20 protein-coding genes and 1 pseudogene are annotated in these 25313 nt (G+C 66.2%); 6 read left to right on the forward strand and 15 right to left on the reverse strand.

Annotated features, from left to right (window positions below; genetic code table 11):
- Window positions 1–174: 174 nt before the first annotated feature.
- The 3 genes from folD to ABD767_RS15910 all read right to left on the reverse strand — a co-directional run bounded on the left by folD (window position 175) and on the right by ABD767_RS15910 (window position 4282).
- Window positions 175–1041, reverse strand: a complete 867-nt coding sequence (folD, locus tag ABD767_RS15900; protein WP_103046250.1) for a bifunctional methylenetetrahydrofolate dehydrogenase/methenyltetrahydrofolate cyclohydrolase FolD — start codon at window positions 1039–1041, stop codon at window positions 175–177.
- Window positions 1042–1118: 77 nt separating this feature from the next.
- The gene (locus ABD767_RS15905) at window positions 1119–1745 is read right to left on the reverse strand and encodes a response regulator (RefSeq protein ID WP_103046251.1); all 627 of its coding nucleotides are present in this window, start codon (window positions 1743–1745) and stop codon (window positions 1119–1121) included.
- Complete coding sequence (locus ABD767_RS15910; protein WP_425549933.1) at window positions 1742–4282, reverse strand: PAS domain-containing sensor histidine kinase; 2541 nt, start codon at window positions 4280–4282, stop codon at window positions 1742–1744. Before ABD767_RS15910 ends, ABD767_RS15905 begins: the two co-directional genes overlap by 4 nt.
- 164 nt (window positions 4283–4446) lie before the next feature.
- Here ABD767_RS15910 and aceE point away from each other — a divergent pair, with 164 nt between their 5' ends.
- The 4 genes from aceE (at window position 4447) to bioB (ending at window position 12131) form a co-directional block, all read left to right on the forward strand.
- On the forward strand, window positions 4447–7143 hold the full coding sequence (aceE, locus tag ABD767_RS15915; protein ID WP_103046253.1) for a pyruvate dehydrogenase (acetyl-transferring), homodimeric type: 2697 nt from the start codon (window positions 4447–4449) through the stop codon (window positions 7141–7143).
- A gap of 18 nt (window positions 7144–7161) precedes the next feature.
- Window positions 7162–8859 carry a dihydrolipoyllysine-residue acetyltransferase gene (gene aceF, locus ABD767_RS15920; RefSeq protein ID WP_103046254.1) on the forward strand — a complete coding sequence of 566 codons (1698 nt, stop codon included), beginning with the start codon at window positions 7162–7164 and terminating at the stop codon, window positions 8857–8859.
- 12 nt (window positions 8860–8871) lie between these two features.
- Window positions 8872–10665 (forward strand): dihydrolipoyl dehydrogenase, encoded by a 1794-nt coding sequence (lpdA, locus tag ABD767_RS15925; protein WP_103046255.1) that lies wholly within the window; start codon window positions 8872–8874, stop codon window positions 10663–10665.
- 431 nt (window positions 10666–11096) lie between these two features.
- Window positions 11097–12131 carry a biotin synthase BioB gene (bioB, locus tag ABD767_RS15930; protein ID WP_425549934.1) on the forward strand — a complete coding sequence of 345 codons (1035 nt, stop codon included), beginning with the start codon at window positions 11097–11099 and terminating at the stop codon, window positions 12129–12131.
- A gap of 47 nt (window positions 12132–12178) precedes the next feature.
- On the opposite strand, the gene ABD767_RS15935 is transcribed toward bioB, so the two are convergent.
- The 11 genes from ABD767_RS15935 to ABD767_RS15985 form a co-directional block, all read right to left on the reverse strand.
- A complete protein-coding gene (locus tag ABD767_RS15935) occupies window positions 12179–12844 on the reverse strand; it encodes a hypothetical protein (protein ID WP_103046040.1) in 666 nt (221 codons plus the stop codon).
- A 268-nt stretch (window positions 12845–13112) separates the two neighbouring features.
- Window positions 13113–13310, reverse strand: coding sequence for a YgaP-like transmembrane domain (locus ABD767_RS15940; protein WP_103046039.1), 198 nt, complete (start codon window positions 13308–13310; stop codon window positions 13113–13115).
- A 44-nt stretch (window positions 13311–13354) separates the two neighbouring features.
- On the reverse strand, window positions 13355–13564 hold the full coding sequence (locus ABD767_RS15945; protein WP_103046038.1) for a YgaP-like transmembrane domain: 210 nt from the start codon (window positions 13562–13564) through the stop codon (window positions 13355–13357).
- Window positions 13565–13591: 27 nt separating this feature from the next.
- Window positions 13592–13948 (reverse strand): MHYT domain-containing protein, encoded by a 357-nt coding sequence (locus ABD767_RS15950; protein ID WP_103046037.1) that lies wholly within the window; start codon window positions 13946–13948, stop codon window positions 13592–13594.
- 18 nt (window positions 13949–13966) lie between these two features.
- A complete protein-coding gene (locus tag ABD767_RS15955; RefSeq protein WP_344869937.1) occupies window positions 13967–15310 on the reverse strand; it encodes an NAD(P)/FAD-dependent oxidoreductase in 1344 nt (447 codons plus the stop codon).
- 37 nt (window positions 15311–15347) lie between these two features.
- Window positions 15348–16490 (reverse strand): FAD-dependent oxidoreductase, encoded by a 1143-nt coding sequence (locus tag ABD767_RS15960; protein ID WP_103046035.1) that lies wholly within the window; start codon window positions 16488–16490, stop codon window positions 15348–15350.
- Entirely contained in the window at window positions 16487–17095 is a 609-nt protein-coding gene (locus tag ABD767_RS15965; RefSeq protein WP_103046034.1) for a methyltransferase domain-containing protein, read from the reverse strand. Before ABD767_RS15965 ends, ABD767_RS15960 begins: the two co-directional genes overlap by 4 nt.
- Before the next feature lie 59 nt (window positions 17096–17154).
- Window positions 17155–18549: a TolC family protein gene (locus tag ABD767_RS15970; protein WP_344869938.1), complete on the reverse strand. Its 1395-nt coding sequence runs from the start codon at window positions 18547–18549 to the stop codon at window positions 17155–17157.
- Between the two features lie 17 nt (window positions 18550–18566).
- Window positions 18567–18935: a carboxymuconolactone decarboxylase family protein gene (locus ABD767_RS15975; RefSeq protein WP_103046032.1), complete on the reverse strand. Its 369-nt coding sequence runs from the start codon at window positions 18933–18935 to the stop codon at window positions 18567–18569.
- A 25-nt stretch (window positions 18936–18960) separates the two neighbouring features.
- Entirely contained in the window at window positions 18961–22176 is a 3216-nt protein-coding gene (locus ABD767_RS15980; RefSeq protein WP_103046031.1) for an efflux RND transporter permease subunit, read from the reverse strand.
- Window position 22177: 1 nt separating this feature from the next.
- Window positions 22178–23161: an efflux RND transporter periplasmic adaptor subunit gene (locus ABD767_RS15985; protein ID WP_344869939.1), complete on the reverse strand. Its 984-nt coding sequence runs from the start codon at window positions 23159–23161 to the stop codon at window positions 22178–22180.
- A gap of 168 nt (window positions 23162–23329) precedes the next feature.
- Between ABD767_RS15985 and ABD767_RS15990 the strand changes: the two genes are divergently transcribed.
- On the forward strand, window positions 23330–23668 hold the full coding sequence (locus ABD767_RS15990) for a metalloregulator ArsR/SmtB family transcription factor (protein ID WP_103046030.1): 339 nt from the start codon (window positions 23330–23332) through the stop codon (window positions 23666–23668).
- Between the two features lie 183 nt (window positions 23669–23851).
- On the forward strand, window positions 23852–24694 hold the full coding sequence (locus tag ABD767_RS17290; RefSeq protein WP_425549932.1) for a VC1465 family Xer recombination activation factor: 843 nt from the start codon (window positions 23852–23854) through the stop codon (window positions 24692–24694).
- A 406-nt stretch (window positions 24695–25100) separates the two neighbouring features.
- Here the strand turns inward: ABD767_RS17290 and ABD767_RS15995 are convergent.
- Window positions 25101–25313 (reverse strand): annotated as a pseudogene (locus tag ABD767_RS15995) (IS5/IS1182 family transposase); the annotation flags it as partial.

Genomic DNA, 25313 nt, shown 5'->3' on the forward strand with positions numbered 1-25313 from the left:
CTCAGGTACGTTTGCAGCAGCATCGGCTATCAATGGCCAATCCGGCCAGTTCAGTTCATCAGCCCCGTACTGTACAAACCAAACAGCCAAGGCCCAGAAGGGTCTTGGCTTAACTTACCGGCATTGCCGCCTTGGCGGGGTTTGTCTTTTCTGCAGACCCGATGGGCGTCGGGTTCAGCTGCGTGCGTCTGCGGCGCGCTGCGCGGCCTCCAGCGTGTTGACCAGCAGCATGGTGATGGTCATCGGGCCAACGCCGCCGGGCACTGGTGTGATGTAGCCCGCGACCTCGCGCACGCTGTTGAAGTCCACGTCGCCGCACAGCTTGCCGGCGTCGTTGCGGTTCATGCCCACATCGATCACCACGGCTCCGGGCTTGACCATGTCGGCTGTCAGCACGTCCCGCTTGCCCACGGCTGCAACGACGATGTCGGCCTGGCGCGTCATCGCCCCCAGGTCGTTTGTTCCGCTGTGGCAGATGGTGACCGTAGCGTTGGCGGCCAGCAGCATCATGGCCATGGGCTTGCCGACGATGTTGGAGCGCCCGATGACGACGGCGTGCTTGCCGCGCAGATCCTTCATGCCGATCGATTCGAGCATCTTCATGCAGCCGTAGGGCGTGCAGGCCTTGAAACCGACCTCACCCACCATCAGCGCGCCGGCACTGGCGACGTGAAAGCCGTCAACGTCCTTGAGCGGCGAGATGGTTTCAATGACCTTGTGGTCGTCGATGTGCGCGGGCAGCGGCAACTGCACCAGAATGCCGTGGATGGCAGGATCTTGGTTGAGCGCCTCGATGCGCGCCAGCAGTTCGGCCTCGGTCAGGCTGGCGTCGTATTTTTCGAGCACCGAGTTGAAGCCCACATCTTCGCAGGCCTTGACCTTGTTGCGCACATAGACCTGGCTGGCCGGGTTGTCGCCGACCAGCACCACGGCCAGTCCCGGTGTGATGCCATGGTCGCGCTTGAGCGCTGCGGTGTATTCGGCGACCTGTGCGCGCAGCTGGCGCGAGAGGGCGTTGCCGTCGATCAATTGGGCAGTCATGGAGGTTTCTTTCGCTACAAATGAAAAGCTGCCTGTCGCTGGTGCAGCGAATTCAGGCAGCTGTTGAAGCAGTGCTGTCAGGCCTTGGCGGTGTGCTGGCCCAGGGCGATCTTGAGCAGGTCGGCCACCGTGTTGGCGCCGAGTTTTTCCATGATGTTGGCGCGGTGCGCCTCCACGGTCTTGATGCTGATGCCCAAGTCGTCGGCGATCTGCTTGTTCAGGCGGCCGGCGACGATGCGTTCGAGCACCTGCGCCTCGCGGCCGGTGAGCTTGGACAGCAACGCGTCGCGGTTGGCTGCCTGCTGATACTCGGCGAAGGCGTCGCGTGCGTGCTCCAGCATGCGCTCGACCAACACCAGCAGCTCGGTCTCGTTGAAAGGCTTCTGGATGAAATCCATCGCGCCTTTCTTCATCGTGTCCACGGCCATCGGGACATCGCCATGGCCGGTGATGAAGACCACCGGCAGGGGAGACTTGCGTTCGAGCAGGCGATCCTGCAGTTCCAGCCCCGACATGCCATTCATGCGGATGTCGACGATCAGGCAGGCGACCTCGCGCGGGTCGTAGCGCGACAAAAAGGTTTCGGCCGAATCAAAGCAGCGCACCCGGTAGTCCTTGCCTTCGAGCAGCCACTGAAGGGAGTCTCGGACGGCTTCATCGTCATCAACAACGTATACGGTGCCTTTTTTCGGGAAAAAACTCATGCAGTAATCCTTGGGTCGGGAGGTGGGTCAGAAGTGGCCGCTGTGGGCAGGGGGCTTGCCAGGGGGAGCCAGAAGGAGAACCTGCAGCCGACGACCTCGTCGGCATTGTAGAGGTTCTGTACATGCATCCTGCCCTGGTGCGACTCGACGATGCTGCGGCACAGATTCAGTCCCATGCCCATGCCTTCGCTCTTGGTGGAGTAGAAGGCTTCGAACAAATGCGCCAGCACCTCGGGCGCCAGGCCGCGCCCCGTGTCCTGCACCACGAACTCCACGCCGGCCTGGCCGTTGAGCTGCTGGGGCACGACGCGCAGCTCCACGGCGCGCTGGTGCGGCGGGCGCTGGGCATTGGCAATCGACTCGGCGCCGTTCTTCATCAGGTTGATCAGAACCTGCTCGATCAGGATGGAGTCGGCCATCACGGGAGGCAGGCGCGCGGCAACGTAGTGCGTCAGGCGCACGTTGTGGCGGCGCAGCTCGATCTCGGCCAGTTCCACGGCCTCGCCGACCATGGACTCGACCCGCGCGAGCTGGCGGTTGGGCTCACTGCGCTTCACGAAGGCGCGGATGCGCTGGATGATCTGGCCGGCGCGCTGCGCCTGGTGCGCCGTTTTATGCAGCGCGGCAAGCAGCATGTCCTCGGCGATCTGGCCTTTCTCGATGCGCGAGATCATGCCACTGCAGTAGTTGCTGATCGCGGTCAGCGGCTGGTTGAGCTCGTGCGCAACGCTGGAAGCCATCTCGCCCATCGTGATCAGGCGGCTGACCGACTGCGCGCGCTCGGTCTGGCGCGCGGCCTGCTCTTCGGCCAAGCGCCGCTGGGTGATATCGGTGGCAATCACCATTTGTGCCAGGCGCCCGTCGACCCAGTTCAGGTAGCGCGAGCGCACCTCCAGCCATTTGTCCAGCTCGGGCAGATAGATTTCGGCGTTGCCCGAGGGCGCACCGCCCTTGCGGTTGGTGGAAAGTGCCGCCAGCGCGGCGTCATTGTCGTCGCGCGGGGTGCTGGCGCGCAGCACCCCGCCCTGGGCCACCATTTGCAGGTGGCCCGTGGTTTGCGATCCGAACCATTGGCGGTACAGGCGGTTGGCGAACAACAGCTCCTCGCTGCCCAGCGGTGCGACCGACACCGACGCATCCAGCGATTCGAGCACGATGGTGAAGCGCTCGTGCGAGGCCGACAACTGCTCGCGAATGCGGTTGGGCTCGGTGATGTCCGTCATCGAGGTCATCCAGCCGGTTTGTTGGCCGTGCGCGTCGATCAGCGGCGAGACGTACAGCCGCGCGTCGAAGATGCTGCCATTGCGGCGGCGCACGCGCACCTGAAACCCTCCGGGAACGCTTTTGCCCGACAGTTCCTCGGTCAGCTTGGCCTTGAGGTTTTCGTATTCGGATTCAGGCCAATAGACATAGGGTGGCGTCTGGCCGACCAGTTCCTTCTCGCTCCAGCCGGTCATCTGGCAGAACGCGGCATTGACGTAGGTGATGCGCCCCTGCAGATCCAGGGCGCGCATGCCAGTCAGCACCGAGTTCTCCATGGCGCGGCGAAAGTTGGTCTCGACGATCAGCGCCTCCTGCGTACGCATGCGCCGGCGCGTATGGCGCCATGTGGCCACGAGCAGCCACACGGTCATCACACTGAGTACGCCCACCAGCCAGAACAGGCCGTTGCCCACCAGTCCCAGCGAGGTGCGGTAGGCTTGGGCGCGCAGCACCAGCCCATTGCCCACGGGAGAGACGGCAACCTCGTAGGCGTTGGCCCACGTGTCCCAGGGCATGCGTTCGCGCAGGCCCGGCTCCAGCGGCGTGCCCGCCAGCACGTGGTGGCTGGAATCGACGAAGGTGACCGCGTAACGCGAGAGCACTTCGGTGGGCGTGGCGTAGCGCAGCAGGCTGTCGACCGAGTACTCGGCCAGCACGACGCCGCCAAAAGCACCATTGGCCGACAGCGGCACCATCAACTGCAGCAACGGCGGCGGCGCGCCGTCATCGCCCACCGGCGGCTGTGCATAGACCGGCTGGCCCAGGTCGCGCGTGAGCTCGAAGAGCGTGGCGGCCGCGCCGGACTTGAGCACCTCACCGGCCACGCGCAGCTGGCTGCTGCCAACCGTTGGCGCGGCCTGGCTCAGGCGGATGTTGCGCCGTGCGTCGATCAGCGTCACGGATTGCAGCTCCGGATACTGGCTGATCAGGTTCTCGGCACGCAGTGCAAAGTCACTGCGCTGCAGCTCATGATTTGACAGGTCGCGGGCGATGCGCATGATTTGCTCCTGACGTTCGAGCAAACGCAGGCGCACACGCTGCTGGGCATATTCCACATCGCGGCGCAGCGCCTCTCTCTCCCGGTCGATTTCTTCTGCGCGCAGGTACCAGAACGAGGTGGCAATGGCCAACAGGAACAGCACGACCGCCACCAGCGGGGCCAGGGCAGCAAAACGGTCTTGCCGGTGGGGCGTGAGGCCACGCCACCACTGTTGCCAGCGCCGCGCCAGCTTCTTGAGCGCAGAGGGCGACGCAGCCGGGGCGTTGGCAGGCATATTCATGACCGAGAGTGTAAGCGTAGGTTTTTAATTGGAGATTTATGCGGTCGCGGTAATTTATCGGTATATGAAAAACAAAATTGTTATTTGAAATTTTGGTGATCTGTGCGAAACTTGCCGCCAGTTTCACCTCCCACCTTTGATGCAAAAGGAGACTCGGTATGTCTGACGCGAACCACCCACATTCGGCCATTGATCAAGACCGACAAGAGACACGCGAGTGGCTGGATGCGTTGTCGGCGGTCATTGAAAAAGAAGGTCCCGAACGCGCCCACTTCCTGCTCGAGCAGTTGCTGGAAGAGGCGCGCCAGAGCAGCATCGACCTGCCTTTTTCGGCCAACACCGGCTACGTCAACACCATCGAGCCCGAACAAGAGGCGCGCTGCCCTGGCAACATCGCGATCGAAAAGCGCTTGCGCGCCTACATGCGCTGGAACGCCATGGCCATGGTGGTGCGGGCCAACCGCATTCATCCGGAAGACGGCGGCTCGCTGGGCGGGCATATCGGCTCGTTCGCATCGCTGGCCAGCATGTGGGGCGCCGGCTTCAACCATTTCTGGCACGCCGAGAGCGAAGACCACGGCGGCGACGCCATCTACTTCCAGGGCCACAGCGCGCCCGGCATTTATGCCCGCGCCTACCTGGAAGGGCGCATCACCGAGGAGCAGCTGGAAAACTTCCGCCAGGAGGTGCACGGCAAGGGTCTGTCGAGCTACCCGCACCCTCACCTGATGCCCGGCTTCTGGCAGTACTCCACCGTCAGCATGGGCCTGGGCCCGATGATGGCTATCTATCAGGCGCGCTTCCTGAAATATCTGCACGCGCGCGGCATTGCCAAGACCGACAACCGCAAGGTCTGGGTGTTCCTGGGCGATGGAGAGATGGATGAGCCCGAGAGCCGCGGCGCCATCACGCTGGCCACGCGCGAGGGGCTGGACAATCTGATCTTCGTCATCAACTGCAATCTGCAGCGCCTCGATGGCCCGGTGCGCGGCAACGGCAAGATCATCCAGGAACTGGAGGGCGACTTCCGCGGCGCCGGCTGGCATGTCATCAAGCTGCTGTGGGGCAAGGGCTGGGACGACCTGCTGCGCCGCGACAAGGACGGCAAGCTGCGCCAGCTGATGATGGAAACGGTGGACGGCGATTACCAGACCTACCGCGCCAAGGACGGCGCCTACATTCGCGAGCATTTCTTCGGCAAGTACCCGGAAACGGCCAAGATGGTCGAGCACCTGTCGGACGACGACATCTGGGAGCTGCGCCGCGGTGGCCACGATCCGGAAAAGGTCTTTGCTGCCTTCCACGCCGCCAATGAGCACAAGGGCCAACCCACGGTGCTGCTGGTCAAGACCGTCAAGGGCTATGGCATGGGCAAGGCCGGTGAGGCCAAGAACACCGTGCACCAGACCAAGCTGCTCGACGACGAGGACATCCGCTACATCCGCGACCGCTTCGGCATCCCGGTGTCGGACGCCGACCTGGATCAGCTGCCGTTCTACAAGCCGGCCGACGACACGCCGGAGATGAAGTACTTGCACGAGCGGCGCAAGGCGCTGGGCGGCTACCTGCCGGTGCGCCGCGAGAAGGCCGACGAGAACTTCACCATCCCGGATCTGGAGACCTTCAAGGCAGTGCTCGAACCCACGGCCGAGGGCCGCGAGATCAGCACCACCCAGGCCTATGTGCGGTTTCTCACCCAATTGCTGCGCGACAAGGCGCTGGGCCCGCGCGTCGTGCCCATCCTGGTCGACGAGGCGCGCACCTTCGGCATGGAGGGGTTGTTCCGCCAGATCGGCATCTACAACCCCAAGGGACAGCTGTACACACCGGTCGACCGTGAGCAGGTCATGTACTACAAGGAAACCACTGACGGCCAGATCCTGCAGGAAGGTATTACCGAGGCCGGCGGCATGTGCTCGTGGATCGCTGCGGCGACGTCGTACTCGTCCAACAACCGCATCATGATCCCGTTCTACATCTACTACTCGATGTTCGGGTTCCAGCGCTTTGGCGACTTTGCCTGGGCCGCCGGCGACATGCTGGCGCGCGGCTTCATCCTGGGCGGCACCTCCGGGCGCACCACGCTCAACGGCGAGGGGCTGCAGCACGAGGATGGCCAGAGCCACATCCTGGCCAACACCATACCCAACTGCGTCAGCTACGACCCGACTTTTGCGCACGAAGTGGGGGTGATCCTGCATCGGGGGCTGAAGCGCATGGTCGAGAAGCAGGACAACATCTTCTACTACATCACTCTGCTCAACGAGAACTACGCCATGCCGGGCCTGATCCCCGGTACCGAGGAGCAGATCATCAAGGGCATGTATTTGTGCAAGCCCGGAGCCGAGGGCGACAAGCGCGTGCAACTGCTGGGCTCGGGCTCCATCCTGCGTGAATCGTTCGAGGCGCAAAAGCTGCTGGCCACCGACTGGGGCGTGCAGGCCGACATCTGGAGCTGCACCAGCTTCAACGAGTTGACGCGTGAAGGCCAGGATGTGGATCGCTGGAACATGCTGCATCCTCTGGAAGCGCCGCGCGTGCCGTTCGTCGCGCAGCAGCTGGCCGGCCATCCCGGCCCCGTGGTGGCAGCGACCGACTACATGAAGAACTACGCCGAGCAGATCCGCCCGTTCATTCCGGCCGACCGCGGCTACAAGGTGCTGGGCACCGACGGCTTTGGCCGCTCGGACTTCCGCAGCCGCCTGCGCGAGCACTTCGAGGTCAACCGCCACTACATCACCGTTGCGGCGCTCAAGGCCCTGGCCGACGAGGGCAAGCTGCCGATGGAGAAGGTGGCCCAGGCCATCACCAAGTACGGCATCGACGCCGACAAGATCAACCCCTTGCACGCCTGACGGGCCGGGAGACAAGACATGGCATTGGTCAACATTCAAGTGCCCGATATTGGCGACTTTGATGAAGTGGGCGTGATCGAGGTGCTGGTGCAGGTGGGTGACACCATTCGCGTCGAGCAGTCGCTGATCACGGTGGAGTCGGACAAGGCGTCAATGGAAATCCCCTCCAGCCACGCCGGCGTGCTCAAGGAGCTCAAGGTCAAGCTGGGCGACAAGATCAGCGAAGGCAGCGTGATTGCCGTGCTGGAGACGGCAGCCGCCGTCCCCGCGCAGGCCAGCGCTTCTGCGCCGGCTGCTGCTGCACCAGCGGCCTCCGCACCAGCACCCGCGCCCGCGCCCGTTGCAGCAGCCACGGTTGCGGCGCCCGTCGGCGCGGCCGCCAGCATCGAAGTACACGTGCCCGACATCGGCGACTTCAAGGACGTCGCCGTCATCGAGCTGCTGGCCAAGGAGGGCGACACGGTTGCCCTGGAGCAGTCGCTGTTCACCGTCGAGTCGGACAAGGCGTCGATGGAAATCCCATCGCCCGCTGCCGGCGTGCTCAAGCAGCTCAAGGTGCAGTTGGGCGACAAGGTCAACATCGGCGACCTGGTGGCCATCATCGAAGGCCAGGCGGCAGCCGCCCCGGCCGCAGCACCTGCTGCCGCTGCCCCCGCTCCTGCGGCAGCCGCTCCAGCGCCCGCAGCCCAGGTCGCGGCGCCTGTCGCCGCACCAGCTGCCGCACCAGCTGCCGCACCAGCTGCCGCGCCCGCGCACCAGCCCACGGCGGCGCCCACCGGCCGCCTGCCGCACGCCAGCCCCTCGGTGCGCAAGTTTGCCCGCGAGCTGGGCGTGCCGCTGGACGAGGTCAAGGGCACGGGCCCCAAGGCCCGCATCACGCAGGAAGACGTGCAGAGCTTCACCCGCGCCGTCATGGCCGGTAGCGCGCAGACCCAGGCGCAGGCCGCCAAGGCGCCGGCCGGTGGCTCCGGCGTGGGCCTGGACCTGCTGGCCTGGCCCAAGATCGACTTCGCCAAGTTCGGCCCCGTCGAGCGCAAAGAGCTGTCGCGCATCAAGAAGATCAGCGGCGCCAACCTCTCGCGCAACTGGGTCATGATTCCGCACGTCACCAACAACGACGAGGCGGACATCACCGAGCTGGAGGCCTTCCGCGTATCCACCAACAAGGACAACGAAAAGGCCAAGAACGGCGTCAAGGTGACCATGCTCGCCTTCGTCATCAAGGCCGTCGTTGCAGCGCTGAAGAAATTCCCCGAGTTCAACGCCTCGCTGGACGGCGACGTGCTGGTCTACAAGAACTACTTCCACATCGGCTTTGCCGCCGACACGCCCAACGGCCTGGTGGTGCCGGTGCTCAAGGACGCCGACCAGAAGGGCTTGCTGCAAATCAGCGCCGAAATGGGCGAACTGGCGGCCAAGGCGCGCGAGGGCAAACTGGGCGTGGCTGACATGCAGGGCGGCTGCTTCACCATCAGCTCGCTGGGCGGCATTGGTGGCACGCACTTCACCCCCATCATCAACGCGCCCGAAGTGGCCATCCTGGGACTGTCACGCTCATCGATGAAGCCCGTGTGGGACGGCAAGGCCTTCGCGGCGCGCCTGACGCTGCCAATGAGCCTGTCCTACGACCACCGCGTGATCGACGGCGCAGCCGCCGCGCGCTTCAATGCCTATCTGGGCGCCGTGCTGGCGGACTACCGCCGCATCCTGCTGTAAAGGAGATCCGACATGGCAGTGATGGACATTGTGGTACCCGACATTGGTGACTTCTCCGAAGTTGGCGTCATCGAAATCCTGGTGCAGCCTGGTGACCGGGTCAAGGAAGAACAGGGCCTGATCACCGTTGAGAGCGACAAGGCCTCGATGGAAATCCCCTGCAGCGCCGCAGGCGTGGTCAAGGAGCTTAAGGTCAAACTGGGCGACAAGATCAGCAAGGGCTCGGTGGTGTTGACGCTTGAGGCGGATGCCGGCGCTGCGGCGCCCGCGGCCGCGCCGGCTGCAGCACCCGCGCCCGCATCGACCCCCGCACCCAGCGCAGCCAGCTTTGGCGGCAATGCTGACATCAATTGCGACGTGCTCGTGCTCGGCGGCGGCCCCGGCGGCTACTCGGCAGCGTTTCGCGCGGCCGACCTCGGGCTGAACGTGGTACTCGTCGAGCGCTACGCGACGCTGGGCGGCGTGTGCCTGAACGTGGGCTGCATCCCATCCAAGGCGCTCCTGCACGTGGCGGCCGTCATGGACGAAGTCAGCCATCTCAAAAGTGCCGGCATCGACTTCGGCGCGCCACGGGTCGACATCGACCAACTGCGCGGGCACAAGGAAAAAGTCATCAGTAAGCTGACTGGTGGTCTGGGTCAGATGGCCAAGATGCGCAAGGTCACCGTCGTGCGCGGCTACGGCAGCTTTGTCGGCGCCAACCACCTGGAAGTGGAAGAGACCACGGGTGACGGGCAGGACAAGACCGGCACCAAAAAAGTCGTCGCCTTCCAGCGCGCCATCATCGCGGCCGGCAGCCAGGCAGTGCGCCTGCCCTTCATGCCCGATGATCCGCGCGTGGTCGACAGCACCGGCGCGCTGGCGCTGGCAAGCGTTCCCAAGCGCATGCTCATCCTGGGCGGCGGCATTATCGGCCTGGAGATGGGCACGGTGTACTCGACGCTGGGCGCGCGTCTGGACGTGGTCGAGATGCTCGACGGCCTGATGCAGGGCGCCGACCGCGACCTGGTCAAGGTCTGGCAGAAGATGAACGCGTACCGCTTCGACAACATCATGTTGAAGACCAAGACCGTGGGCGCCGAAGCCACGCCCGAGGGCATCAAGGTCAGCTTTGCTCCGGCAGAAGAGGGCGGCAGCGCCCCCGAGCCGCAGACCTACGACCTGGTGCTGCAAGCCGTGGGTCGCAGCCCCAACGGAAAGAAGATCGGCGCGGACAAGGCTGGCGTCTCCGTCACCGACCGCGGCTTCATCGACGTCGACATCCAGATGCGCACCAACGTGCCGCACATCTTTGCCATCGGCGACATCGTCGGCCAGCCCATGCTGGCGCACAAGGCAGTGCACGAGGCGCACGTGGCGGCCGAGGTGATTGCAGGCGAGCTCAAGGGCGACAAGGCACTGGCCAGTGCCGCGTTCAACGCCCGCGTGATTCCCAGTGTTGCCTACACCGACCCCGAAGTCGCCTGGGTCGGCCTGACCGAAGACCAGGCCAAGGCCCAGGGCATCAAGGTCAGGAAGGGGTTGTTCCCCTGGGCAGCGTCGGGCCGAGCGATTGCCAACGGACGCGACGAAGGTTTTACCAAACTGTTGTTCGACGAAGAGACGCACCGCATCCTGGGCGGCGGCATCGTCGGCACGCACGCGGGCGACATGATTGGCGAGGTTGCGCTGGCCATCGAGATGGGTGCCGACAGCGTGGACATCGGCAAGACCATCCACCCGCACCCCACGCTGGGCGAAAGCATCGGCATGGCGGCCGAGGTGGCGCATGGCAGCTGCACCGACGTGCCGCCGCAGCGCAAATAAGCTCTCGACACCCGCTGAAAACAAAGGCAACCCAAGGGTTGCCTTTGTTGTTTTTGGCCCAAGCAGCGATAGCTGTGGCGGATTCAAACCCGAAGTGCAACATCCACAGTTTTCAATGAGCAAGCGTGGGGGCGGACATGCGCTCTCCACGGCAGCCAACCACAATGTGGATGCATGCCTGATAACGAAAGATAAAAGCATTTGGATGCAGGTTACCGAACGATGAGGCGGTACACATCACTGGTTTTCAACATGCACTCAAATGCCCGTTAAACACATCAACACACGTTAAAAATGACGTGATTTGACGTCTTTTACAGACGATTGACGGAGCAGGTTTATTTTCATCGCAAGGGATTCACAGCGGCAACCACGCTTTTCACAATCACGGCCATCGCACGCCGGCCGTGTTTTTGGAGAAGAGCCCGATGATGAACACCACGACCCCCAACTTGCCACAGGCTGTACCGTCTGCGGCGTCAGACGAAGACGACAGCAAGACCTGGAGCGTCCAGGCGGTTCAGGGCCTGCTGGACATGCCGCTGCTGGATCTGTTGCACAAGGCCCAGTCCATACACCGCCTGCACTGGCCACAGGGCGACATCGAGCTGGCGACGCTGCTGTCGGTCAAGACAGGAGGGTGTGCAGAAAACTGCGGCTACTGCCCGCAGTCCTTGGCCTTCGACACCGGGGTGAAGGCCGGCAAGCTGATGGACAAGGCACAGGTGCTCGACGCCGCGCGCAGCGCCCGCGACGCCGGCGCCACGCGCTTTTGCATGGGCGCGGCTTGGCGTGCGCCCAATGCGCGTGACCTGGAGAAGATGACCGACATCATTGCCGCGGTCAAAGACCTGGGGCTGCAGACCTGCGCCACGCTGGGCATGCTGCAGGCCGGCCAGGCACGCCAGCTCAAGGACGCGGGCCTGGACTACTACAACCACAACCTGGACACTGCGCCCGATTACTACGATCAGGTCGTGACCACGCGCAGCTACCAGGACCGGCTGGATACGCTCTCCCACGTGCGCGCCGCAGGTATCAAGGTGTGCTGTGGCGGCATCATCGGCATGGGCGAGGCACCGATGCACCGCGCCGCGCTGATCGCGCAGTTGGCCAATCTGTCGCCATATCCCGAGTCGGTGCCGATCAACCACCTGGTGCGTGTCCCGGGCACGCCGCTCGCCGCAAGCGCCGACATCGATCCGCTGGACTTCGTGCGCGTGATCGCCGCAGCGCGCATCACCATGCCCAGGGCGCGGGTGCGCCTGTCGGCCGGGCGCGAGCAGCTGGGCGAGGCGGTGCAGGCGCTGTGCTTTCTGGCTGGAGCGAACTCGATCTTCTATGGCGACAAACTGCTGGTCACCGGCAACCCCGACGCAGACCGCGACATGCAGCTGCTGCGCAGGCTGGGGCTCAAGCCTTTGCACACCCAGATGCGCGCGCATGAAAAAGCCGCAGACGCCTAGCGCCTGCGGCTGACGCGCCGGCAGCGGGCCGACGAATCACTCAGGGCTTACTTAGCCTTGTCAGGAAACTGCTTGGCAATGCCGTCGGCCAGCACGTCGGCCACTGCGTCCATGTGATCCTGCATGGCCAGCCATTCCTTGTCCTGGTCGGCCTTGGGCGCGTTGGACATCATCAGGTCGATCTGCGACTTGTGGTGGCCGCCGTGGGCAATCAGGCCGGCCTGCAGATCAGCCTCTTTCCAGTTCGGATTGGCGCTGGCCAGGAACTTGGCGATTTCGCCGGCGTTCAGCCCCATGTCGGTCATGGCTTGGTCGACGCCGGCCTGGTTGCCTGCCTGCGCGTTGTCGGTCAGCGCCTTGACGGCGCCCCAGTGACCGGCAAGCAGCGTAAGCAGACCGTCTGCCGCCGGTTGTCCATAAAAGCCGGCGACTGCGGCGGTGATTTGCTTGGCGTTGTCGACCACGGTGTCGGCTGCGGCAGCCGCGGCAGCTTTGTCGCCTGCGTGCACGGCCAGCGCATAGTTGCGTGTCGTGACGACGTGGCCGTGCCACAGCGCGCGCATGGCCTTGTGCAATTCAGGCGCTGTGGGCTGCTCGGCCTTGACAACGGCGTGGGCGCTGGACATCAGCTGCGCTTGCGCGGTCGGGACGCTGGCGGCCAGGCCCAGCCCCAGCAGGGCGGCGCAAACGGCGGAAAGCATGGTTTTTTTCATGGTGACTTCTCCAGAATGTTGGGCTGCGCGATGCCAGTCGCGCCTCGCAGCCTGGGTAACACAAAACGAACAGAGCCCTGTTCGCTCATTGGATGCAGACACCTTGAGCCGCATTGCCGTGCCGGTCGCGCCACAACATGGCGGTGAACGCCGATGGCCCAAAGACTCTCTCAACGTGTGCTGCAAACCAGTGACTGGTTGCGGCCAATGTACGCATTAAGAGTCACACTGCCGGCCTGTCGGGCATTCACGCCATGTGCCGCAAATGTCAGTCCTGCTTTTTCAATGGGCAGGTATTGATGCCGAGCAGCCCATAGGCGGGGCAGAAGCGAAACAGGCCGGTGAGCAGCGGAACGACGCCGATATAGCCCCACCAGCCGACGGTGCCGGTAGCGGCCAGCGCAATCAAGACGATGCCGGCGAGGATGCGCAGCACGCGGTCTATGGTTCCAACATTGGTTTTCATGGTGTTTCCTTTCAGGTGAACAAGCAGAGAAGGGGGGTGGTGGTTCAGCAGCCGGGTGCGATGCCGAGCTTGCGCAAAATGCCCTCCAGCATGCACCACTTCGTGAACCCGCTTTGCAGCAGGTTGGCGCCGACGAAGGCGGTGAACGCCAGCCACCAAGGGCTGACGAATACCGGGCTGCCGGGAATGCCCAGCGCCAGGGACAGCAGGATGAAAGTGCCGGCGATGATGCGCACGGCGCGCCAAGAGGTCATAGGTCTACTCCTTTTGAAAAACAAGAATCAGCCACGGGCCGCGCAAGCCCCCTGCTGGCAGCGCGGACACCACAGCGCCAGCGCCGGCCAGGCCAGCAGCGCCGCCGCCGCGCCAAAGCCCAGCGCCATGGCCAGCAGATTGGCCCAGTCCACCCAGTAGCCCATGTTGGACAGCGCCGACTGCGTCAGCGCCGGCAGGGTGAAGAACAGCGCCAGTGCCACCAGCGCGCCCGGCACCAGCGCGCCGCGCAGCGCCCGCACCGACAGCCGCCGGCGCGCGGCCAGCAGCAGCGCCAGCCACGCCAGGACCAGGGCCAGCAGGGCAGGCCAGATGGTGAGTGCGATTTCATAGAAGATGTTCAGGCCCAGCCAGATTTCGTACATGTCGCTCTCCTTAGGTTTTCACACCCGGCCCTTGAGCACCGCCATGTAGGCGGGCTTGAGCATGCGGGTCTTCATCAGCCAGGCGGCGTAGCTGTCTTGCAGCGGCTCGATCATCGGCAGCGAGGGCGTCAGCCGGCCCTCGTAGTCGAACTCGATCAGCCAGGCCGAGCCTTCGCGCACGATCATCGGGCAGGAGGTGTAGCCGTCGAACTTCTGCCCCGGCGTGCGCCCGGCGATCACGTCGGCCAGGTGCTGCGCGACGAGTGGCGCGCTTTTCTTCACCGTCGCCGCCGTCTTGCCGCGCGGCGTGCCGTTGACGTCGCCCAGGCCGAAGACGTTCTTGTAGCGCCGGTGCTGCAGCGTGTCCTTGTCCACCTCGAGCCAGCCGCCGGCGGCCATCGGGCCGTCCTGCCAGGCGAGGTTGGAATTTTTCACCGCGTCGGGCGCGCGCATCGGCGGCACGACGTGGATGAAGTCGTAGCCGACCTCGGTGCGCTGGCCCTGCGCGTCGGCAAAGCTCGCGCGGCGCGCGCCGATGTCGATGGCCTTGAGGGTGTGCGAGAAATGCACGTCCACGCCCAGTTCGCTCCAGCGGCCCAGCACGGCGGCGTTGATGACGGGAACGCCAAAGACGTTGCCCAGCGCCGAGTGAAACTCGATGGTCGAGCGCGCCAGCGTGCCCGCCTGCGCCAGCCGGTCGCGCAGCATGAAGGTCATCTTCAGCGGCGCGCCGGCGCATTTGAGCGGCGTCGCCGGCAGCGTCATCACGGCGCGGCCGCCTTGCTGGCGAAACGCGTCCATCGCCGCCCAGGTGGCGACGGCGGCATCCGAGCTGGGGTAGACGCTGGCCAGGCCGTTGCTGCCAATGGCGTTCACGTCCATGCCCTCGATCTGCGCCCAGTCCTGCTGCACGCCGGTGGCGACGACGAGGTAGTCGTAGCCAATCTTCTGGCCGCTGTTGGTCGTCAGCTGATTGGCCACGGGGTCGAACTCGGCGACCATGTCCTTGATCCACTGCACGCCCGCGGGCTGCAGGTCGGCGTTGCGGTCGATGACTTTGTCCACCGGCCAGACGCCGGTGGCCACCAGCGTGAAGCCGGGCTGGTAGTTGTGCACCTCCTTGGCATCGATGATCGTGATCCTGGCGCCGTCGAGCAGGCCTTGCAGGCGGTGCGCCAGCGCAATGCCGGCCAGGCCGCTGCCGGCAATCACGATGTGCGCCTGCGTGCGCTGGCGCGCGGCCTGCGCCGCGGTGGGCGCCAGACCGGTGGCCGCGCCGCCGGCCGCGGCCATGCCTGCCAGCCAGGCGCGGCGGGTCTGCGCCCGCTGTGGTGCCGCCGGCTGTGGGTGGTCGTTCTTCATACCTGTCTCCTTTTGTCGTGGGGTAGAAAAAAACCGTTCAGCGGTACTGACCCAGATAGCGCGCCTCAAAGCGCCGCTTGGCCCAGTGCATCAGGCGCAGCGGCGGCAGCACCAGGGTGCGCCGCGGGTTGCGCAGCACCAGCGTGCCGTGGCTGCCCGAGTCGATGATGCAGGCGAGCTCGGGCACAAAGCCCGCGCTCTGCGGCCTGCCCGCCAGGCCGTCCAGCAGGTTGGCCGCCGCCGCCCTGGCGTGCAGCTCGGCCATGTGCGCCTGCTTCGGAGCCCAGTCGGGGCCGGGAAAGTTGCCCGAGTCGCCCACCACGTAGCAGTGCGGCCAGGCGCCGCCGGCCACGCGGCACTGGGCGTCGGCCTGGATCAGACCGCCGGGCGAGCGGGGCAGGGTGGTGGCGTCGAACCAGGCGTTGCCCGTCATGCCGGGCATGAACAGGATCAGGTCGGCCGGTATCTCGCCGCCCTCGGTGACCACCTTGTCGGCCTCGAACCGCAGCATCTTGTGGCCCAGGTGGGTGGCGATGCCGCGGCGCGCCATCTCGGCCAGCAGGCTCTGCACGGCCTTGGCGCCCAGGCGCGCGCCGGGCTCGGTGCTGGGGTTGAAGAACACCAGTTGGAACTGCTCGCGCCGGCCTTCGCGGCGCAGCTGGGTGTCTATGCCGAACAAAAACTCGAACATCGGCCCGCCACGCACGGCCTGCGGCTCTTGCGGATTGGCGGCAAAGCCAATGGCGATGGTGCCGCCGGCCATGGCGCGCAGGCGGTCGCGGATGGCCTCGGCTGCGGCAATGCCCTCGCAGGGCGTGATGGCGTGCTCAATGCCCGGCAGCTTCTTGATGAAGCGCCCGCCGGTGGCGATCACCAGCGCGTCGTTGTCGACGATGCCGGCGCTGGTGTGCACGCGGCGGCCGCCGTCCTCCACACGGGTCACCTCGGCCGCCACATGGCGCACGCGCATGCGCTCGAAGAACGGCCCCAGCGGCACGATCAGGTCTTCGCGCCGGCGCAGGCCGCTCGGTATCCAGATGATGCTGGGCAGGTAGTGCAGCTCGGCGCGGGGGGAGACGATGGTGATGAGCGCTCCGGCGTCGCGCCGGCGCAGCTCGCGCACCGTGGCCAGCGCGCCAAAGCCCGCGCCGAGGATGGTGATGCGGGCGGCCTGGCTCATGCGGCGCTCTCCTCGGCCTGGGCCAGATAGCGTACGACCTGAGCCGGCCCTTGGTGGCCGGGGCCTTCGTCGAGCAACACCTCGCCCGCCCAGGCCAGATGCTCGTGCAGGCCGGCAAAGTCCGCGCGCAGGTCGTCCAGGGTGTAGAGCATGTCGGCGTCCTTGGGGCCGCCGCTGGCGTAGCGCAGCTGCTCGGGCGTGAAGGCCTCCAGGATCAGCCAGCCGCCGGGGCGCAGCGCCCGCGCCAGGCGCTGGTGCACGGTGCGGCGCAAAGCAGATGACAGGTGGACAAAGGTCAGCACCACGCCGTCAAAGGCGCCTGGAGCGGGCTGCCATGCGGCCAGGTCGGCCAGCTCGGTCTGCAGCGCCACGCCTTGCTCTGCCGCCAACTGGCGCGCCTTGCGCAGGCCGACGGCAGAGGCATCGACGGACAGCACCGCATGGCCTTGCGCCGCCAGCCAGACGCCGTTGCGTCCCTCGCCATCGCCGGGCACCAACACGTGGGCAGCCGGCGGCAGGCGATGGGCTTGCCCGCGCACAAAGGCATTGGGCGCAGTGCCGTACTTGAAGTGCGGCGTGTCGAAAGCTTGATCCCAGAATGTCATCGTCAAATCACCGTGTAATTCAATATGGGCAATCGTTTGCAGCTATTGTTTTATTGGTTTCAAGGGGCCAGCGCCTGGCTGGCCTGGGCCAGCGCGGCAGCGTCAAGCCGGCCGGCCAGCTGCGCCAGTTGCAAGCGGTGCAGCAGCAGCTGGCTGCGCGCCTGGGCCAGGGCCAGCTCGGTGGCGGCGCGGTCGTTGTCCGCGTGCAGCAGGTCGAGCAGCGTGCGCTGGCCAACCTCGTAGCCGGTGCGCGTGGCGTCCTGGCGGGCATCGCCGGCAATCAAGGCTTGCTGCAGCGCGCGCACTTGCTCGGTGCCCGCCTGCAGGCCCAGCCAGGCGGCGTGCACCTGGCGCGCCACGGTCTCGCGCGTGGCGTCGAGCTGCGCCTGGGCTTCGTTGTAGCGGGCCAGGCTTTCCTCCTCCTTGGCCGAGCGCCAGCCGCCGGTGTACAGCGGCACGGTGAGCTGCACGCCCAGCAGCGCGTTGGTCTGGCGGTTGCGCGCGCCGCTGCCGTAGTCGCCATGGCCTGACAGGCGCTGCTGCTCGGCCTGGGCTACCAGGTCGAGCCGGGGCGCGGCGCTGGCGCGGTGCTTGTCGGCCTCGGCGCGCGCCAGGTCGGCGGCCAGCTGCTGCAGGCGGATGCCGGGGTTGGCGGCGGCGGCCTGCTCTTGCCACAGCGCCAGGGCTTGCGTGGGGGGCAAGGCGGAGGAGGGCAGGCGCGCCTGCAGGCCGGCCTCGGGCAGGCCGGTGGCATCGGCCAGCGCGCGGCGCTGGATGTCCAGCTCGGCCTGCGCGGCCAGGCGTTTGGCCTGCAGCTGGGCACGCTGCGCGTGGGCCTCGTGCACGGCGGTGATCGGCGCGGCGCCGATGTCGAAGCGGTCTTGCGCCTCGGTGGCGGCCTTGTTCACGGCGTCGAGCTGGCCGTCCAGCACGGCGAGCTGCTGCTGCGCCACGGCCAGTGTCAGATAGCGTTCGCTGGTGCGCAGCATGGCGGCCTGCTGGGCGGCCTGCCATTGCAGATCGCCCATGTCGGCCTGCAGGCTCAGTTGCTGCTGCTGGGCGCGGCGCTCGGGGTGGTAGAGCGGCTGGCTGGCCTGCAGCGCGACGCGCGTGGCCGTGCCGCTGGTGACCGAGGTGCCGAAATCGACGCCGCTGCTCGTGCCCATGCCGGGCGCGGAAAACTGGGCGCCGCGCATATCGCTCTCGCCATGGCCCCAGCCGGCGCTGGCCACCACGCCGAGCTGGGGGCGCCACAGCGCGTCGGCCTGGCGGCGCTGTGGGTCGGCCGCGGCGTGCGCGGCGCGCGCCACAGCCAGCTCGCGCTCGTGCTGCTCGGCGGCCTGCCAGGCCTGCAGCAAATCGGTGGCGCGCGCCCAGCCGGGCAGGGCGGTCATCGCAGCCGCCAGCACGGCCAGCAGCGCGGGGCGCATCACGGGGCGCAGAAGCGATCGCATGGCGCAGGCCTTGCCGCTCAGGCCGCCGGGCCGGCGCCGGCCTTGGCCGCGGCGAACTCGTCGTAGGCGGCGCTGGCGCGCGCGGCATACATCAGCGACGGCCCGCCGCCCATGTAGACGGCCATGGCCAGCATCTCGACCAGCTCCTCGCGCGTGCAGCCCAGCTTCACCAGCGCCTTGGCGTGGTAGCCCAGGCAGGGGTCGCAGCGCACCGAGACCGACAGCGCCATCGCGATCAGCTCCTTGGTCTTGGCGTCGAGCACGCCGGGCTTGCCCGCGGCCTGCGCCATGGCGGTGAAGCCCTTGAGCGTGTCGGGCATCTCGGCACGCAGCTTGGCGGTCTCGGCGCTGGTGGCCTGGATGATGTCTTGGTAGCTGGGGAACATGGAAAACCTCCTGTAGTGAAACGAGTTACTGCGGTAAGGCACGGCCGCGGTAGGCCATGTAGTAGAGGATGGGAATCACCACCAGCGTGAGCACGGTGGACACGGCGATGCCGAAGATCAGCGAGATCGCCAGGCCGTTGAAGATCGGGTCGTCCAGGATGAAGAAGGCCCCCAGCATGGCCGCCAGTCCGGTAAGCATGATGGGCTGGGCGCGCGTGATGGCTGACTGCACGATGGCCTGCTTGAACTCCATGCCGGCGCGCACCTGCAGGCGTATGAAGTCCACCAGCAGGATGGAGTTGCGCACGATGATGCCGGCCAGCGCAATCATGCCGATCATGCTGGTGGCCGTGTACTGCGCGCCCAGCAGCGCGTGGCCGGGCATGACGCCGATGATGGTGAGCGGTATCGGCGCCATGATGATCAGCGGCGTGAGGTAGGAGCCGAAGTGCGCCACCACCAGCAGGTAGATCAGGATCAGGCCCACGCCATAGGCCGCGCCCATGTCGCGGAAGGTCTCGTAGGTGATCTGCCACTCGCCGTCCCACTTCAGGCTGTAGCCGCGGTAGGGGTCGGCCGGCTGGCGGATGAAATATTCCTCGATCTGGCCACCGTCGGGCGCGGTAATCTGGGCGATGGCCGAGCGCGCGTCGAACATGCCGTACAGCGGGCTATCGACCTTGCCGGCCATGTCGGCCACCACTAGGTTCACCGGCAGCAAGTCCTTGTGGTAGATGGGCTGCTCGCGCAGTGTGTCGGTGATCGTCACCAGCTCGTGAATGGGCACCGTGGCGCCTGCGCTGGTGCGCACCGGCAGCTGCAGCAGCGCGTCCAGGTCGCCATGCTGGTTGGCGGGCAGCTGCAGCAGCACGGGCGTGGGGTATTTGCTGGCGTCGCGCAGCCAGGTGGCGTTCTCGCCGGCCAGGCCCGCGTGCAGGGCGGTCACGATGGCCGTCTGCGGCACGCCCATCAGCGCGGCCTTGCGCCTGTCCACCAGCACCAGCTTGCGCGGCGCGTCGGCGATCGAGGAATCGTCCAGATCCACGATGCCCTGCGTTTTTTGTAGCGCGGCGCGCACGTCCTGGGCCACCTTGCGCCGGCCAGCGGCATCAGGCCCGTAGATCTCGGCGACGATGGGGGAGAGCACGGGCGGGCCCGGCGGCACCTCCACCACCTTCACGTTGGCGCCCATGCGCTGGCCGATCTGCTGCAGGGCAGGGCGCACGCGCATGGCGATGGCGTGGCTTTGCTCCTTGCGCAGGTGCTTATCCAGCAGGTTGATCTGTATGTCGCCCACGTTGCCGCCGGCGCGCAGGTCGTACTGGCGCACCAGGCCGTTGAAGTTGATGGGCCCGGCGGTGCCGGCGTAGGCCTGGTAGTCGGTCACCTCGGGCACGGTGGCCAAATAGGCGCCCAGCGCGTGCAGCACGGCGGCCGTGGCTTCAGGCGGCGTGCCGGCGGGCATGTCGACGATGACCTGGAACTCGGATTTGTTGTCGAACGGCAGCATCTTCAGCTGCACCCAGCCGATCACCGGCAGCAGCACCGACAGCGCGATCAGGCCGGCCACGGCCAGGCCCAGCAGCGTGCGGTTGCGCCGTCCGCGTGTGTCGCCCAGCAGCGGGGTGAAGATGCGCGTGAACAGCGGCGCCAGCCTGGCCGCCAGGCCGGTGTGCTCCTGTGCCGCGCCGCCATGGCTTTTCATCCACAGCCGCGCCAGCCAGGGCGTGACGGTGAAGGCCACGGCCAGCGAGATCAGCATGCCCATGCTGGCATTGATGGGGATGGGCGCCATGTACGGCCCCATCAGCCCGGTGACGAAGGCCATGGGCAGCAAGGCGGCGATCACCGTGAAGGTGGCCAGTATGGTCGGCCCGCCGACCTCATCGACCGCGCCGGGGATCAGCTCGGTCAGCGTCTTCTCGGGGTGCAGCGCCTGGTGGCGGTGGATGTTCTCGACCACCACGATGGCGTCATCCACCAGGATGCCGATGGAGAAGATCAGCGCGAACAGCGATACGCGGTTTAGCGTGAAGCCCCAGGCCCAGGAGGCAAACAGCGTGGCCGCCAGCGTCAGGCCCACGGCCACGCCGACGATCAGTGCCTCGCGCCGGCCCAGCGCCAGGAACACCAGGGCCACGACGGAGGCCGTGGCAAACAGCAGCTTCTGGATCAGCTTTTGCGCCTTGTCGTTGGCCGTGGCGCCATAGTCGCGCGTCTCGGCCACCTGCACGCTGGCGGGAATCACGGTGCCGCGCAGGTCTTGCGCGCGCTGCATCACGGCGCGCGCCACGGCTATGGCGTTGGCGCCGGCCTTCTTGGTCACGGCCAGGGTCACGGCGGGGTACTCGCTGGCCTGGCCGCCCTTCACATTGGCGTGCCAGACATAGCGCTGGGCAGGCAGGGGGCCATCCTCCACCTGGGCCACGTCCTGCAAAAACACCGGCTTGCCGCCGCGGCTGCTGACAACCAGCTCGCCCACCTCTTGCGCATGGGCCAGGAAAGGCCCAGCCTCGATGGCAATCGCCTGGTTGCCCTGCAGCAGCTCGCCCACGGGCAGGCCCTGGTTGGCCGACTGCAGCGTCATGCGGATGTCGTCCACCGTCACGCCGCGGCCGGCCATGCGCGCCGGGTCGAGCTGCACGCGCACGGCGCGGCCCGGCCCGCCTATGGTGCTCACGGTGCGTGCGCCATCCACACGCATCAGCTCGGCCTCCATGCTGTGCGCCACGCGCTCCAGGTCGTAGGCGCCGGTGTCCGGGTTGTCGCTGTACAGCGTCAGCGTGACCACGGGCACGTCGTCGATGCCCTTGGGGCGGATGATGGGCTCCATCGCGCCCAGGCCGCGCGGCAGCCAGTCGGCGTGGCTGCGCAGCGTGTCGTGCAGGCGCACCAGCGCGTCGTTGCGCTGCACCCCCACCTTGAACTGCACCGTGAGCACCGCCATGCCGGGATGCGAGACGCTGGTCACATGCTCCACGCCGAGCATTTGCGAGAGCACCTGCTCGGCCGGCGTGGCGATCATCTGCTCCACGTCGGCCACCGGGGCGCCAGGGAAGGGCACGATGACGTTGGCCATGGTCACGTCGATCTGCGGCTCCTCCTCGCGCGGCGTGACCAGCACGGCGAACAGGCCCAAAAGCAGGGCGAGCAGTGCCAGCAGCGGCGTGATCTGCGCCGACTGGAAGGCCTGGGCGATGCGGCCCGAGATGCCCAGGGAAGGTGCTTGCGGTTCGCTCATCTCAACGCACCTTTGCCGCCATCTGGGGTTCGAGCGCCACCTTGTCGCCCGCGTTCAGGCCGCTCAGCACCTCCACCATCGCGCCCTGGGGCAGGCCCAGGCGCACCTGGCGCAGCTGCGGTTTGCCGTTTTCACCTTCTACGTAGACGCCCGTCATTTCTGCACGACGCACGATGGCCTGGGCCGGCACCAGCACACGCTGGCGGCTGTCCGGCGCATCGCCCTGCCACCACAGGCGGGCGAACATGCCGGGTGTGGCGCCCTGCAGGTCGGTCGGCAGCTGCACGCGCACCGGTACGGTGTGGCTCAAGGGGTCGGCCGTGGGCAGCACCTGCACCTGGGAAGCTGCAATCGACAGGCGTTGCACGCTCAGCCCTGGGATCTCCACTTGCACGCCTGCCCGCAGTTGCCGTGCCTGGGCCTGCGTGAGCTGCGCCGTCACGCGCAGGGCCATGGGGTCGTACAAGGACACCAGCGGCCGGCCCGGCATGGCCATGTCGCCCAGACTCACGGGCACGCTGGAGACGATGGCCGAATAGGGTGCACGCACGCTGTGCAGCCCGGTCTGCGTTGCCGCCACGCCGGCCTGGGCCTGCAGCGCGCTGACCTGCGCCTGCGCCGCGCGCCACTGGGCCTGGGCGCCGTCAAGCGCGGCCTGGCTGATGTAGTGCTTGGCAAACAGCTGCTTCTGGCGTTCGTACTCCTTGGCCGCCACGTCCAGACCGGCCTGGGCGGCGGCCACCTGCGCGCTGCTGGCGGCGGCGCCCTGGCTGGCCATGCGTGCGTCGATGCGTGCCAGTTCCTGGCCGGCTTTCACCACGTCACCCGCCTTGACCGCCAGCGCCACGATGGCGCCCGGCACCTGGGCCGCGAGCAGCGTCTCACGCACCGCCTCGACCTTGGCGTCGCTGCTCCTGTCGCTGCTCTGGCCGGATGCAGTCACTTCGACATAGGCCAGCGACGCAGCATCCGAGCTCGCAGCCACAGATGCTGCGGACGCTGTCACCGCCACGCCAAGAAAAAACACCAGAGCCAACGAGGAGCGCATGAAAAACATTGTTTAACCCATTCACCTTGTGTGATTGATTATTTAACCAATCAGCTAATTAGTCAACAATGTATCATGCATCCATCGCAAGCACAGGAGAGCGCAATGAAGGAACTGCCACCCGAGGCATTGGAGCAAGTGGCCGCCTATTTCCAGGTACTGGCCGAGCCGACGCGGCTGCGCATCCTCAACCTGCTGCGCAACGGTGAGCACAACGTCGGCGAACTTGCGCAGGCCTGCGGCTACACGGCGGCCAACATCTCGCGCCACCTGTCGCTGATGACCAAGCAAGGCATGGTCACGCGCGAAGGCCGCGGCACGGCCGTCTACTACCACCTCAAGGACGAATCGGTGGACGCGCTGTGCGACCTCGTCTGCGGCAGCATTGCGCGCCGGCTGGAGCAGGCCAGCGCCACCAACAGCGCGTTTCGCGCCGTGCTGTGAGCACGGCGGAAATACGAGTGGCACCTAAACTCACAACCGCGACCCTGGGGACGTGAAGGAAAGATAGTTATCCATCATGTTCAGTATTTAACATAATATAAATCGTATCAAGCACGTCAGCGCCTGGGCCTGAAGCGCCACGACCCCGAAACCCGCGCCCAGCTTGCCCAAAGCTTCCGGGCCATGTACCGCAATCTGGGTTGGGATCAGGCCACCTGCGCGAAGAATCTTCATATCACCCAGCGGACTTTACATAACTGGGAAACCGGGCGGCACGATATTCCGTACACGGCCTATCGGCTGCTGCGCCTGCTCAACCGCATGGAGCTGCCCGGGCCATCCTGGGCAGGCTGGTGCTTCGTGGCTGGCGTGCTCTACACGCCAGAGGGCCGGCCCTTGCTCGGCACCGATGGTTCCTGGTGGTCATTGCTGGTGCGTCAGGCGGCAATGTTCCGGGAACTGACGGCGCGGGGCGCTGAGGGCCGGGCAGAGGGGGCCCCGCTTGGCGGGGGAGCGTCTGCCCGGGCGGCAGCGCCCGGCCCCGATGCGCACGCATCGGGTAGGCGCGAAGCGCTCGCGCCGCTACCATTGACAGCATGGCCTTCATCACGACAGTTTCAGCAGCCCGCGCAAGCGCTGAACGTGTCGACTCCCCCCCCTGGTAATCACGGGGAAATCACGGGGATAAACAAACGGGGAGTAGATCACCTTGCAGTCAAAGTGATGGCAAAATGCCATCACTATGGCAACAACCCTCCGACTACCCCCCGAACTGGAACGAGACGCCCGCACCCGATGCGAACGGGTCGGAATCAGTCTCAATGCCCTGGTTTGCGTTGCGCTGGACGCTTACCTACGCGGTCAATGTGGTGCAGCTACAACGGGCAGCGGTGCCACCTCGGGGGCAGCAGTCGCCCCCGATACGGCCCCCGCAGCCGTCCTCGTCCCCGCAGCCACCCCGGCCGCTCCCCCAGCTCCCGCAGAACCCCAGCTCACCCGGCAGCAGCGCCGCGCCCTGGCTCGTAGGGGGTGATCCGGGGTATGGGGCGACGCCCCATGTCCTCGCTCCGTCGCGCAGCGTGCCCTCTGCTGAGGGCGTAGCGCCACCAGCGCGCCCGCGCCACCTACTCTCGCCCGTCCCTCCTGCCCCTGCGGTATCTGCCCCTCCGCGATCCGACAACGGCCAGCCGCGTGGCGCCAGTTATATGTACCTGGACGGTTATCCACGCCCTGGAAAAACGGGGTTTTATTATGTGGATAAATCGATTGAAACTATTATCTCGGGATGGGGGAGATAATGTCCTATAAATCGTATCAATCAATCGTCCAGTGGTTGTCCAAGCATTTGGGCACATCGGCTACGCCGACCGGGCTCTATCCTGCGGATTGAGAATTACGCAAGCCCAGTAGTCCGCCCTGAACAATTCCGTTTTCAACTGCCGGCAGGCTGGTGCTCATGCGAAGCGGCGAGCAGCACAGCAATGACAGCCTGCATCGACAGCCCGAAGCGGGCGCAATAAAGCCGCAGTGCGGCCAGGATCAGACGCAGGTTATGGCCTGCGCCGCACATGACCGCATGGATGGCATCTCCCAACTGGCCCTTGAGCGGGTTCCGGGCTAATCTGCCGTCCATCTTCATATGCCC

The sequence above is a fragment of the Comamonas faecalis genome (genome assembly GCF_039538025.1).
Taxonomy (GTDB): domain Bacteria; phylum Pseudomonadota; class Gammaproteobacteria; order Burkholderiales; family Burkholderiaceae_C; genus Comamonas_C; species Comamonas_C faecalis.